Raw genomic sequence first — 12,819 nt, forward strand, 5'->3', positions numbered from 1 at the left:
TGCCGGCGGCGTCGGTCCCCGCAACGCGTCTCCCCGACCCGACCGGCGCTTTGCGCCGGCCCCGACCCGAGTTCCCCGACCGGGACGGGGCCGGTTGCTGCCTCTCAGCGGTCACTTCGTTTCCGGTCGTCGCGGATCCCCGCGACGTCCGCCGACGATCCGACGACGACGTCCCCCACGATGGTTCGCTTGAGCGCCGCCGTCGCCGCACCCTCCGTCAGCGCCCCCTTCGTTCCGTCGCTCCGGTGTCGGCCGGCGAGGAAGCCGCCGACGAACGCGTCGTGGACGCCCGCCGTGTCGCGCGTCTCCGTCTCGAACGCCGGCACCTCGTATATCTCCTCGCCGTGGAGTCCGACCGTCGGACGATCCCGCTCCGCCCGCGTGACGACCACCGTCTCGCAGTCGTACCGCGTCCGGAGGCTGTGTGCCGCGGGCACCACGTCGCCGTCGAGGTCGAACACCGCCTCGGCGTCCGTCTCGTCGACGATCAACACGTCCACGTCGTCGAGGAGGTGGTCGTACAGGTCGCGGGCCCGGTCGGGGCCCAGCCCCGTCGCCCCGAACCGCGTGTCGAAGGCCCGCGTCGTGTCGGCCTCGCCCGCGACCGAGAGAAGCGTCGCCGTCGTCTCCAGTAGCGTCTCCGAGCGCGCGGGCGTGGCGCCGCTGACGAACAGCGTCTCGGCGTCGCGAACCGCCCCGAGAGGCAGGTCGTCGGCCGTCGTCGTCGCGACGGCCGCATCCTCGCGGTCCGGGACGGTGCGCCCCCCGGGCGCGGCGCCGCGCTCGACGAACGCCGTCGACGCCCGCCCCGAGTCGGTCCAGACGACGCCCGTGCGGACGCCGTGGCGGCGCAGTTCGCCGACGATCCGCCGGCCCAGCGGCGTGTCGGGGAGCTTCGACAGCCACGCGGCGTCGAGGCCGAGCGTCGCCGCCGCGACGGAGACGTTGCTCTCCGGGCCGCCGACGTGCGCGGCGAACTCGCTCGCCGTCTCGATGCGCTCGCCCCGTGGCGGCGAGAACCGGAGGGTCGCGTCGCCGACGGTGACCAGGTCCGTCACGGGCGCACTTCGGCCGACCGGCGCAAAAAGGTGTGCCTCACTCCGCGCGTCGGCCGCCGTGCCCCGGGTAGTCCCGCTCGAACCGGTCGCTGATCTCGTCGCGGTCGAACGAGACGACCACCGGCCGCCCGTGCGGGCAGGCGAAGGGGTTCTCGCAGTCGTCCAGCGCGTCCAGCAGGTCGACGACCGATCCCTCCGTCAGCGACGTGTTGCCCGTGATCGACGGGTAACACGCCAGATCCGCGAGCAGGGCGTCAGCCACGGCGTCGACCGTCTCGCCCGCCGACTCCGCGGCGAATCCCGTCAGTACGTCCCGCAGGAGCGACGGATCGAGCGCCGAGTCGAACACCGTCGGCACCGTCCGCACCTCGACGGTCCGCTCGCCGCTCCGGTCGGCGTGAAACCCCAGTTCCGCCAGCGCGTCCCGGTAGGTGTCGAACAGCGACGCCTCCCGCGCCGTGAGTTCGATGTCGACCGGCTCGGCCAGCGCCTGCGTCGGCGTCTCGCCGCCCATCTCGGCGCGCAGGCGCTCGTAGTTGATCCGCTCGTCGGCCGCGTGCTGGTCGATCAGCGCCAGCCCCTCGGCCGTCTCCGCGACGAGGTACGTGTCGTCGTACTGCCCCAGCACGCGCATCGCGGGCAGGCGCTCGAAGTCGCGGTCCGGCGCCGCCCGCTCACCGTCGAGGGTCCGCTGATCGGTCGGGGGAACGACGACGCCGCGCGACCCCTCCCGGTTCGCGGCCTCCGTCCCGCCGGTCGCCTCCCGGTCCGACGCTCCGTCGGCGTCGACCGCCGCGTTCCACTCTGCCGGTTCGTCGGCGTCAGTCGTCGAGACTCCGTCCGCCGATCTGTCGGCTGTGACGTCCCCGTCTGCCGGTTCGTCGGCCGTCGACGCCTCGGCGGCGGGACTCGCGGCGGCCCCGGAACCGGCCGACACCTCGTCGAGCGTCGACGCCCGCGTCGTCTCCGACGCCGACTCGTCCGCGCCGCCCGCCGCGTCGGCCGGCTCGTCGGTCGCCGAGGCGAGCGGATCGGCGGCTCCGTCCCCGTCGGCGGCTCCGTCCCCGTCGGCGGCTCCGTCCCCGTCGGCGGCGTCTCCTCGCTCCGGCTTCGACCGTTCCTCGCCGTCGGGCGCCGCCTCGCCGCCCGCGACGTCCCGTTCCGGCGATGACGGCGATATCTCCGTCTCCGCGGGCGCGGACCGGCCGCGCGCGGCGCCCGAGCGGACCAGTCCCTCGTCCAGCAGGGCCTCGCGGACGGCCGTCCGCACGGCCTCGGCGACGGCCTCCTCGTCGTCGAACCGCACCTCCATCTTCCGGGGGTGGACGTTCACGTCGACGGCCGCCGGCGGTACCTCGACGAAGAGGACGGCGAAGGGGTAGCGGTCGGTCGCGAGTTGCCCGCCGTAGGCGTCGAGGACCGCCTCGCGGAGCGTCCCCGCGGTGACGTAGCGGCCGTTGACGAACGTCGAGAGGTACTCCCGACCCGCCCGCGTCGTCTCGGGGTGGCTCACCAGGCCGGCGACCGACTCGACGGGCGCGTCGTCGTCGGCCGTCCCGGCCGCTTCGCCGCCTCTCGACGGGCGCTTCGATCCCTCCCCCACCTCGATCATCGACGACGCCACCTCGCGGCCGTAGACGGCGAGGACGGTCGATTCGAGGTCGCCGCTCCCCTCGGTGGCGAACACCTCGCGGCCGTCGTGTTCGAGCGTCGTCGCCACGTCGGGGTTGGCGAGCGCGTACTGGGTCACCACGCGATTCACGTGGTCGAACTCCGTCGCCTCGGTCTTCAGGAACTTCCGCCGGGCCGGCGTGTTGTAGAACAAGTCCTCCACCTCGACGACCGTCCCGGGCGGACAGCCGGAGGGCGCAACCTCGCCGACCTCGCCCCCCTCGACGGCGAGTTCGTGCCCGCGCCCGCCGTCGCGGGGGCGCGATCGGATCGTCAGCCGCGACACCGCGCCGATGGTGTGGAGCGCCTCGCCCCGGAAGCCCAGCGTCCCCACCCGGTCCAGGTCGTCGCCGTCGCTGATCTTGCTCGTCGTGTGCTCCTCGACGGCGCGTTCGAGGTCCGTCGCGGTCATGCCGACCCCGTCGTCGCGGACCCGGATCGCCTCGACGCCGCCCCCCTCGACGGCGACGGTCACGCGCGAGGCGTCGGCGTCGAGGCTGTTCTCGAACAGTTCCTTCACGACGCTCGCCGGGCGCTCGACCACCTCGCCGGCGGCGATGCGGCGAACCGTCGCGTCGTCGAGTGCGTGGATGGTCGGCGTCTCGCTCACGGGACGTACCGTCGTCGTCGGGGGTCATCAACGCCACGGTGGGGCGACGCCCCGGCCACTCGATCGAACGTGAGCCCCCGCCGGCGGCCCTATTCGACGGCCAGCACGTCGATTTCGAAGGTCAGCGTCTCGCCCGCGAGCGGGTGCTCGAAGTCGACGTGCACGGTGTCCTCGCTCACGTCGACGACGGTGCCGACCGCGCCGCCTTGGGCGCGCACCTGCAGGCCCTCCTCGGGGTTCTGGCCGACCATCTTCTCGAACTCCTCGGGGTCGAACTCGCGAACGCTGTCGCCCTCCGCCTCGCCGTAGGCCTCCTGCGGCGGGACCGTGATCGTCTCGGAGTCGCCCTCCTCCAGCCCCAGCAGGCCCTCCTCCATCCCCTCGATGAGGTTGCCGGCGCCGACCTCGACGGTGAGGGGACCGAAGTCCCGCTCGGGCTGTTCCTCGCGGAGGCCGGCCTCCTCGGCGACCGATTCGTCCGTCGTGTCGAAGACCGTCCCGTCGTCGAGACGGCCGGTGTACGCGATGGTGACCGAATCGCCAGTAGAAATCGCCATGCTCGACCCAGTGGCGTCGGACGCATAAGGGCTTGGACTCCCCCTGTCGCCGCCCTCGGCTTACTCGTCCGGTTCGTACTCCCCCTCGTAGATGCGGTCCATCCGCGCCGCCATCACGAAGTCGGTCTTGTGGAGGCCGTCGATCTTGTGGGTCCACATCTCCACCTTGACCTCACCCCACGCGAGGGCGATGTCGGGGTGGTGCCACTCCTCCTCCGCGAGTTCGCCGATCTCGTAGGTGAACTCCAGGGCGTCACGGAAGTCCTCGAACTCGTAGTGGGCGTGCAGGTGGTGGTCGTCGACGACCTCCCACACGTCGCCCCGGAGGTCGTTCAGATACGCCTCGTACTCGTCGCTCGTCAGCGGATCGTCGTCGCTCGTGCAGGCTTCACACGGCTCGTCGGCAAGTGAGGACATGGACGACCGTTGGGACGCCGGCGGTTTGTACGTTCGGCCACACGCCAACCTACGCGTCGTCGTCGACCATCCCGCCGAACGCCTCGGTCGCGTCCGCCGGCACGTCGAAGTCGTGGTAGTGATCGCCTTTCTCCTTGGTCAGGATGTTCAGCGCCGCCGCGGCGCCGTCGCCAGCGGAGATCACGGCCTGCCACTCCTCGGCCCGAACCATCGCGCCCGTGGCGTAGGCGTCGTCGACGCTCGTCTCCATCTCGACGCCCACGGAGACCACGCCGTCCTCGTCCGTCTCGCAGCCGAGGTCCTCGGCCAGGCTCCGGTCGGCGCCCGTCGCGAGGACGAGGTAGTCCGCCCCGTACTCGTCGTCCGCGGTCGTCACGGTGAAGCCGTCGCCGTCCGCCGCGACGCCGGTCACCTCCTCGCCCTGCCGGCGGTCGACGCCGAAGTCGTCGACCTGCTGGCGGGCCACCGACATGAAGGCGTCGCCGCCGATTGAGCCGACGCCGAGGTAGTTGAACAGATGCGCCTTGTGCATCCAGGTCTCGTCGGTGTCGAACACCGTCGCGTCGAGGCCGTTCTTCGACGCGAACAGCGCCGCGCTCAGTCCCGCGGGGCCGCCACCGACGATTGCTACGTGCGTCATGCGCACGGGTTCGTCGGACGCGGAAAAAGACGTGTCGTTAGGCGGCCTACTCTTCCGGTTCCGGTTCCGCTCCCGCTTCGGCCCCGTCGAGGCGCTCCTGCCACTCCCGGACCCGCGCCATCAGGTCGACCGGCGACGTCTCCGCGACGCTCGTCTCCCGCAGGTCCGCGAGGACCTCCTCGGTCGCCGGATCGAGGGGGTCGCTCGCGCCCCCGCCGTCGTCGGCCCCACCGTCCCCGCTTCCGTCCCGGAACCCGCCCGATCCGAGGTCGAAGACCGCCTGGGTCGTCCCGCCGTCGCCGTCTCCCCCCGCGCCGCGGGCCTCGATGGCCCGGTCCTCCCGCAGGCGGTCCAGCACCTCCCGCGACCGGTCGACGACCGGGTCGGGGACGCCCGCGAGGTCGGCGACGTGGACGCCGTAGCTCCGGTCCGTCGGTCCCTCCTCGACGGTCCGGAGGAACGTGATGTCCTCGTCGTCGCCGTCGTCGCCCGCGACGGCGACGTGGACGTTCTCCACTCGCGGCAGGTGATCGGCGAGCGTCGTCAGCTCGTGGTAGTGGGTGGCGAAGAGACACTTACACCCCACCTCGTTGTGGATGTACTCCGTCGCCGCCCACGCGATGGAGATGCCGTCGTACGTCGCCGTCCCGCGTCCCACCTCGTCGAGGACGACCAGCGACTCCTCGGTCGCCGAGTGGAGGATGTTGCTCAACTCCTGCATCTCGACCATGAACGTCGAGCGGCCGCCCGCGAGTTCGTCGAGCGCGCCCACGCGCGTGTAGATGCCGTCGACGACGCCCACCGTCGCCGAGCGCGCGGGGACGAAACTCCCCGCCTGCGCGAGGAGTACGATCAGCGCCGCCTGCCGCATGTACGTCGACTTGCCGCTCATGTTCGGCCCCGTCACCAGCAGGAAGCCACGCTCCCGGTCCAACTGCAGGTCGTTGGGCACGAAATCCGTCGTCCGCTCGACGACGGGGTGCCGCCCCGCCTCGACGGACAGCGGTCCCGGCGCCGTCACCTCGGGCCGCGTCCAGTCCGCGCTCGCGGCGTGGGTCGCCAGCGAGGCCAGCGCGTCCACCGTCGCCAGCGTCCGCCCCACGCCCTGCAGGAGTTCGGCGTGGCTCGCCACCCGGTCGCGCAGGTCGCGGAAGAGGTCGTACTCCAGGTCGCCGCGGGCCTCCTCCAGTCGCAACACCTCGCGTTCCCGCTCTTCGAGTTCGTCCGTGGTGTACCGCCGGGAGTTCTTCAGCGTCTTGATCTCCCGGTACTCCTCGGGGACGGCGTCGGTTTCCGACTTCCCCACCTGGATGTAGTAGCCGTCGGTCTTGTTGCGGTCGACCTGCAGGTGGGTGATGCCGGTCCGTTCCTTCTCGCGGTCCGCGAGGCCGTCGAGCCACTCGCGGGCCTCCTCGTACCGGTCGATCAGGTCGTCGAGTTCGTCGTCGTAGCCGCGGCGGAAGAGGCCGCCCTCGGTGATCGTTCCCGGCGGTTCCTCGGCGAGAGCGGCGTCGAGTTCCGCCCGCAGGCTCGCCGCCGTCTCCCGGTCCGGCCGGTCGACGACGGCCGGCAGCGGGGAGTCGGCGAGGCGGTCGTCCGCGACTGCCTCCGCGAGCGCGGGGAGGACGTCGAGGGTGTCACGGACCGCGAGCAGGTCGCTCGCGTCCGCGCTCCCGCCGGTCGCCCGTGCGGCGAGTCGTTCGAGGTCGTAGGCGTCGCCGAGCACCTCCCGGACCCGGTCGCGGGCCAGCGCCGCGTCGGCGAGCGCCGCCACGCTGTCGAGGCGGCGGTCGATGACGTCCCGGTCGCGGCGGGGGCGAGTGAGCCACTCCCGGAGGCGACGCCGACCGGCGCTCGTCACCGTGTGATCGACCGTCGCGAGCAGGGAACCCTCCCGGTCGCCGTGCATCGTCTCCGTGAGTTCGAGGTTGCGCTGCGTCGTCGCGTCGAGGTCGAGGTGGTCGCCCGTGTCGTAGGCGTTCAGGCGCGTCAGCGCGTCGAGGACGCCCACGCCCGTCTCCTCGACGTACGCGAGGACGGCGCCGGCGGCCGCGACCCCTGCCCGGTCCTCCAGGCCGACGCCCTCGAGGATGGCGTCGCCGAACTGCTCGCGCAGGCGACGCTCGGCCCGCCCCGGCGCGAACGCGGCGTCGTCGTACTCCGTCACCGGCGCGTCCGTGCGCTCCTCGATGCGGTCCAGCAGGTCGTCGTCGCCGCGGACGGTCGGCCCCGGCACCACCTCGACGGGATCGAATCGGTGGAGTTCGGAACCCACCTCCGCGGCCGACCCCGTCGTCGTCACGAGGAACTCGCCGGTGGTCACGTCCGCGAGCGCGAGGCCGTAGCGACCGTCGACGGCGACGACCGTCGCGAGGAACTGCGCGGTCGGGTCCGTCGTCTCCAGCAGGGTTCCGGGGGTGACGACCCGCGTAATCTCGCGGGCGTGGCCGTCCTCCGTCTCGTACTGGTCCGCGACGGCGACGCGGTAGCCGCGCTCGACGAGCGCCTTCAGGTAGGGCGTCAGGTCGTCGACCGGCACGCCGGCCATCGGGTACGTCGATCCGTGGGAGGACTTCTCGGAGACCTTCAGGTCGAGTTCGTCGGCGACGAACTCGGCGTCCTCGGCGAAGAACTCGTAGAAGTCACCACACTGCATCGCCAGCAGGTCGGCGTCCGTTTCCCCCTTGAGGGAGAGAAACTCCCCGACGATGCCGTCCGCAGTCATACTCACACCCGGGCCGTCGGCGGGTAAAACGCTGTGGGTCTCGTACGGGTTACTGTACGTCAGTACTGGCGGGTCGCCGGATCGCCCCGGCGGCTCACCGAAAGCAGTGACAATCCCCCGTCTCAGGACTCCACCGAATCGAGCAGCGCGAACACGCGCTCGCCCAACTCCTCGGGCGTCTCGGCGACCACCTTCACGATGGCCTCCTTGCCCACGTCGCCGCGGTCGAGGACCGCGACGGGCGTCTCCGACCCTTCGACGCCGCCGAACGCCTGCCTGGCGCCCCACCCCATCGTCCCGCTCGCGTCCTCGGGTTCGGCGTCGCGGTCGTACGCCGTCACGGGGCCGTCCAACTCCCGGGCCGCCGCCGCCGTCTCCTCGTCGAACCGGCAGTTGACGGCGAAGCGGAGGTCGGAGTCGAACTCGCGGGCCGCGAGCAGGAAGCGCGCGACGTGCGAGGAGGCGCCGAGGCGGACGCCGCGGTTGGGGGCGACCCCCGAGAGCGTGCGCGCGATCCGCCCCTCGACGGCGGCCGTCTCGCTCACCCGCTCGGCGTACGCGGTGGCGCCGACGACGTTCATCCCCACCTCGGGGACGAGTCGGGAGACGTCGCGGTCGACGAACGCCTCGACCACCTCGGCCACGTCGGTCATCGTCCGGTGGCGGTCGGCCGCCTCGCGGAGCGCCGCGAGGTGGTGGACGGCGCCCGGGCCGCCCCCCACGTCGAGGCCGTAGCGCACCGCCCGCTCCATGAACGCCGTCGCCGCCTCGACGGCGTAGTCGAGCGTCTCGCCACTCGCGAGGTGCGAGGCGACGGCGCTCGACAGCGTACAGCCCGACCCGTGGGTCGCGTCGGTGTCGATCCGTGGGTGTTCGAACGTCCGGACCGTCGGCTCCCCGTCGGCGCGCACGCCGACGAGCGTGTCGGTCACCGTGTCGCCGTCGCCGACGTGCCCTCCCTTCACCAGCGCGGCGTCGGCGCCCATCGCCACCAGCTCCTCGCCGGCCTCGCGTGCGCTCTCGCGATCGGTCGGCTCGATCCCGGTCAACACCGCCGCCTCGTCCGCGTTCGGCGTGACGAGTGCCGCCTCGGCGATCAGGGACTCGTAGGCCGCCTCGGCCGACGGATCGAGCAGCCGGTCGCCGCTCGCGGCCACCATCACCGGGTCGACGACGGCCGGCGCGTCGGCGTCGGCGATCCGGTCGGCGACGACGTCGATCACGGGTTCGGTCGCGAGCATCCCGGTCTTCACCGCCCCGAGGTCGAAGTCGGTCGCGACGGCGTCGTACTGGGCCGCGATCTCCTCGGCCGGCAGGACGTGGCTCCCCTCGACGCCGCGGGTGTTCTGTGCCGTGACCGCGGTGACGACCGAGGTGCCGAAGACGCCGTGAGCCTCCATGGTCTTCAGGTCCGCCTGGATCCCCGCGCCGCCCCCGGAGTCGCTGCCGGCGACGGTGAGAGCGACGGGCGGCGCGACGGGGGCGCGACGGCGCGTCACGCCGCGCCTCCCTCGCGTGGGACCGCGACACGTGTCGGCCGATACTCACGACGCGGTGCCGTGTCGAGTGGCGTTGCCATGGTGGCGACTATTACGAGCTGATATTTATCGGTGATGGACGAATCGGCTCGTCGACCGAAGCGACAAGACCTATCTACGACCGGCGGAAACGCAGGGATACGCAGATGAGGGAGCGCTCGTTCGGTCGGGTCGTCGCCGTCACGGTCGCCGTGTTGCTCGTGGCGGCGACCGTTCCGGGGATCGGTGCCGTCGCGTCGGCACCGACCTCGTCGCCTGCGCAGGTTAGTGGGGGATCGCTCCTCCAGCAGGGGATCGACACCGACTCGGTTCGGCTGATCGTCTCCGTCGACCGGAACGGGTCGGCTTCCTGGACCGTCCAGTACTGGACGCGACTCGACGACGAGAACACCACCGCCGCCTTCGAGTCGCTGCAGGCCGAGATCGAGGAGAACCCCTCGAACTTCTCCGACCGGTTCGCCTCACGGATGCGATCGACGGTGTCTACCGCGGAGAACGCGACCGGACGGGAGATGACCGCGACGGAGTTCGGGGTGAGCGCCGAGACGCGGACGCCGCCGCAGTACGGCGTCATCACCTACCGGTTCCGGTGGCACGGCTTCGCCGCCGTCGACGGCGACACCATCCGGGTCGGTGACGCCATCGAGGGGCTCTTCCTCGACGACCGAACCCGCCTCGTCGTCGAGTGGCCGTCGGACTACGCCACCACGCGAGCGTCGCCGGAACCGGACGAGCGCCGCTCCGACGCGGTCGTCTGGCGCGGCGCCGAGACGAGTTTCGTCTCCGGGGAGCCGACCATCGTCCTCGAACCCGATGCGACGGCCACCCCTACGACCGTCGCCGGGGCGGGTGGTACCGGTGGCGACGGGGGGACCGACCCGTCCGACGGCGGGAGCGGGACGATGCCGCTGGTCGGTCTCGGCCTGCTGTTCGTCCTCGTGGGTGCGGTCGCGTGGCGCTACCGCGACCGGTTCGGCGACGACGCGGCGGACGCGGCGGACTCCACCGGGAGCGCGGACGCAGGGAGTGGCGGTGCCGACGACGCCGGCGGTGCCCAGTCGGCGGCCGACGACGCGGACGACGCGCAGCGCGAGGACCTCCTGAGCAACGAGGAGCGAGTGCTCCAGTTCGTGCGGGAGCAGGGCGGCCGGGTCAAACAGCAGGAGATCGTCGAGGCGTTCGACTGGACCGAGGCCCGGACGAGTCAGATCGTCCGCGACCTCCGGGACGACGACTCGCTCGAAGGTTTCCGCCTCGGCCGCGAGAATGTCCTGAAGATCCCCGAGGAGGACTGACCCGCCACACTCCCCGCAATCGGCCGGGAGACGGCGGTTCAAGCTCACCCTAAACGCCGTTTAATCCGGGTTAACGGTTCTTCAGGTTCGGGGCGGTTTATCGGTGTCTCCTCCGTAGCCCCGGTCGAGATGAGTCGAGACGTTCCCGACGTGGTCGCGTTCGCCGTCACCGCCCTGCTCGTCGTCACGGCGGTGGCGGCGCCGGCGGCGGCGGCACTCGGACCGACGCCCGCCGACGCGACGCCCGACCCGTCGCCACAGACGACCGGCGACGCCGGAGCGGGTAGCGACAACGAATCGATCGCTCCGGGGCAACGGCTCGCCGGCGTGATCGGCGTTCAGGGCGCCGAGATCCAGGGCGAAATCGGGGAACGCTCGCTGGCGACGCGCGTCTCCAGAGCGGAGTCGAACACCTCGAAGGCGGCCGTCGTCGCGACGGATCTCAACACGATCCGCGAGCGGCTCGACACCCTCCGCGACCGACAGGAACGACTCCGCGAGGCGTACCGGTCCGGCGAGCTTTCGACCGGCCAGTATCGCGCCCGCATGGCGGTGACGAGCGCACAGGTCGGCGCCATCCAGACACAGCTCGAGGCGAACACGCACGTCTCCCGTGACCTCCCGGACGAGGCGCTCGAATCGTCCGGCGTGGACCGCACGGAACTCGACCGACTGCGGGAGGACGCGGACGAACTGCGGGGACCGGAGGTGGCGGAAATCGCCCGCGACATCGCTGGCGAGAGCCCCGACCGGGAGTTCGACCCCGAACGCGGTCCGGACGAACTGCCGGCGCCCGCGCAGGGTGACGAGGACGACGAGGACGACGAGGAGGATGAGGAGGACAGCGAGGACGCCGACGAGGAGGACAGCGAGGACGCCGACGAGGAGGACAGCGAGGACGCCGACGAGGAGGAGGAGGGCGACTCGCCCGGAAACAGCGGAAACGCGGGGCCGCCGGAGGACGGTGAGCGAGACGACGATGCGCCCGGCAACAGCGGGAACGCGGGTCCTCCCGAGGATGAAGCGGGAAACGGGAGCGGCGGTGACGACGATTCAGACGACGATGACGGACCGGGGAACTCCGAGGATGCGCCCGGGAATTCGGGGAACGCACCCGGGAACTCTGGCGACGGGGACGATGCCGGTGACGAGGACGACGGGGACGATGCCGGTGACGAGGACGACGGGGACGATGCCGGTGACGGGGACGACGGGGACGATGCCGGTGACGAGGACGACGGGGACGATGCCGATGACGAGGACGACGGGGACGATGCCGATGACGAGGACGACGGGGACGATGCCGATGACGAGGACGACGGGGACGATGCCGGTGACGAGGACGACTCCGGGAACTCTGGCGGAAATTCGGATGACGCCCCGGGCAACTCTGACGATGCAGGCAACGGGAACTCCGGTGGCAACTCTGACGACGCTGGAGGCGGGAACTCCGGCGGGAACTCTGACGACGCTGGAGGCGGGAACTCCGGCGGCAACTCGGACGACGCTGGAGGCGGGAACTCCGGTGGCAACTCGGACGACGCTGGAGGCGGGAACTCCGGCGGGAACTCTGACGACGCTGGAGGCGGGAACTCCGGTGGCAACTCGGACGACGCGGGCAACTCGGGCGGTAACGGCAACGGGGGTCGAAACTGATGGCTGACACGCCGCGCGTCCTGGTCGCCGACGACGAACCCACGTTGGTCGACCTCTACACGACGTGGCTCGAGGGCGTCGACGTCGACGTCGTCAGTGCGGGCTGTGGGGCGGAGGCCCTGACCCGCTGTGACGAGGGCGACGTCGACGTGGCGATCCTCGACCGCCACATGCCGCGCGTGTCCGGCGACGAGGTGCTCGACGTCCTGCAGGACCGTCCCGACGGTCCCCGGGTCGCGTTCGTGACGGCCGCGACGCCGGACGTGCGGATCGTCGACCTCGACATCGACGCCTACCTCACCAAGCCCGTCTCGCGCGAGGAGTTCGTCGACCTCGTTCACTCGCTGCTCCGCCGCGAGGCGCTCCCCGAGACGGTCGACAGGTACGTCGAGAAACTCTCGAAGCGGGCAGCGTTGCTCGAATCGGAGTCGCAGTCGGTGCTCCGGGCCGAGCCCGCCTACTCGCGTCTCGAATCGGAGCTTTCGAGCCTCGCCTCGCGAATCGATCAGATGCCCATCGACGATCCGTACCTCAGCCGAGCGCGCGCGGACGGCGGGCACGACTCCCCGCCCGACCCGCTGGACTGAGGGGTGCTGCCGTCGGTTGCTGCCGGTCGATCGGTCGAATCCACGCACCCGGGCGGTGGCGTCCC

General features: G+C 71.6%; 10 protein-coding genes. 3 read left to right on the forward strand and 7 right to left on the reverse strand.

Translation table 11 applies throughout. The features are described 5' to 3' along the window. Positions 1-104 precede the first annotated feature (104 nt). The 7 genes from NBT67_RS13615 to thiD form a co-directional block, all read right to left on the reverse strand. Positions 105-1,058, reverse strand: coding sequence for a sugar kinase (locus tag NBT67_RS13615; protein WP_251342309.1), 954 nt, complete (start codon positions 1,056-1,058; stop codon positions 105-107). A gap of 37 nt (positions 1,059-1,095) precedes the next feature. Beyond that, positions 1,096-3,339 (reverse strand): DNA mismatch repair endonuclease MutL, encoded by a 2,244-nt coding sequence (mutL, locus tag NBT67_RS13620; RefSeq protein WP_251342310.1) that lies wholly within the window; start codon positions 3,337-3,339, stop codon positions 1,096-1,098. An 89-nt stretch (positions 3,340-3,428) separates the two neighbouring features. Further along, complete coding sequence (locus tag NBT67_RS13625) at positions 3,429-3,896, reverse strand: FKBP-type peptidyl-prolyl cis-trans isomerase (protein ID WP_251342311.1); 468 nt, start codon at positions 3,894-3,896, stop codon at positions 3,429-3,431. Between the two features lie 60 nt (positions 3,897-3,956). Further along, the gene (locus NBT67_RS13630) at positions 3,957-4,313 is read right to left on the reverse strand and encodes a 4a-hydroxytetrahydrobiopterin dehydratase (RefSeq protein ID WP_251342312.1); all 357 of its coding nucleotides are present in this window, start codon (positions 4,311-4,313) and stop codon (positions 3,957-3,959) included. Between the two features lie 49 nt (positions 4,314-4,362). Next, on the reverse strand, positions 4,363-4,953 hold the full coding sequence (locus NBT67_RS13635) for an NAD(P)/FAD-dependent oxidoreductase (RefSeq protein ID WP_251342313.1): 591 nt from the start codon (positions 4,951-4,953) through the stop codon (positions 4,363-4,365). 46 nt (positions 4,954-4,999) lie between these two features. Further along, the gene (gene mutS / locus NBT67_RS13640) at positions 5,000-7,678 is read right to left on the reverse strand and encodes a DNA mismatch repair protein MutS (protein WP_251342314.1); all 2,679 of its coding nucleotides are present in this window, start codon (positions 7,676-7,678) and stop codon (positions 5,000-5,002) included. 122 nt (positions 7,679-7,800) lie between these two features. Then, complete coding sequence (gene thiD, locus NBT67_RS13645) at positions 7,801-9,177, reverse strand: bifunctional hydroxymethylpyrimidine kinase/phosphomethylpyrimidine kinase (protein ID WP_251342315.1); 1,377 nt, start codon at positions 9,175-9,177, stop codon at positions 7,801-7,803. A gap of 185 nt (positions 9,178-9,362) precedes the next feature. Between thiD and NBT67_RS13650 the strand changes: the two genes are divergently transcribed. The 3 genes from NBT67_RS13650 (at position 9,363) to NBT67_RS13660 (ending at position 12,754) form a co-directional block, all read left to right on the forward strand. Then, entirely contained in the window at positions 9,363-10,511 is a 1,149-nt protein-coding gene (locus NBT67_RS13650; RefSeq protein ID WP_251342316.1) for a DUF7345 domain-containing protein, read from the forward strand. A gap of 129 nt (positions 10,512-10,640) precedes the next feature. Further along, the gene (locus NBT67_RS13655) at positions 10,641-12,167 is read left to right on the forward strand and encodes a hypothetical protein (RefSeq protein WP_251342317.1); all 1,527 of its coding nucleotides are present in this window, start codon (positions 10,641-10,643) and stop codon (positions 12,165-12,167) included. Further along, a complete protein-coding gene (locus NBT67_RS13660; protein WP_251342318.1) occupies positions 12,167-12,754 on the forward strand; it encodes a response regulator transcription factor in 588 nt (195 codons plus the stop codon). The genes NBT67_RS13655 and NBT67_RS13660 overlap by 1 nt, the downstream gene beginning before the upstream one ends. The last annotated feature ends 65 nt before the right edge of the window (positions 12,755-12,819 follow it).

Origin of the sequence: Haloplanus sp. GDY1, assembly GCF_023703775.1 — an archaeon.
GTDB lineage: Archaea > Halobacteriota > Halobacteria > Halobacteriales > Haloferacaceae > Haloplanus > Haloplanus halophilus.

Coding starts and splice junctions, on each gene's coding strand:
- NBT67_RS13625 (WP_251342311.1), bottom strand. CDS start 3,896: ATGGCGATTTCTACTGGCGATTCGGTCACCATCGCGTACACCGGCCGT.
- NBT67_RS13630 (WP_251342312.1), bottom strand. CDS start 4,313: ATGTCCTCACTTGCCGACGAGCCGTGTGAAGCCTGCACGAGCGACGAC.
- NBT67_RS13635 (WP_251342313.1), bottom strand. CDS start 4,953: ATGACGCACGTAGCAATCGTCGGTGGCGGCCCCGCGGGACTGAGCGCG.
- mutS (WP_251342314.1), bottom strand. CDS start 7,678: ATGACTGCGGACGGCATCGTCGGGGAGTTTCTCTCCCTCAAGGGGGAA.
- NBT67_RS13650 (WP_251342316.1), top strand. CDS start 9,363: ATGAGGGAGCGCTCGTTCGGTCGGGTCGTCGCCGTCACGGTCGCCGTG.
- NBT67_RS13655 (WP_251342317.1), top strand. CDS start 10,641: ATGAGTCGAGACGTTCCCGACGTGGTCGCGTTCGCCGTCACCGCCCTG.
- NBT67_RS13660 (WP_251342318.1), top strand. CDS start 12,167: ATGGCTGACACGCCGCGCGTCCTGGTCGCCGACGACGAACCCACGTTG.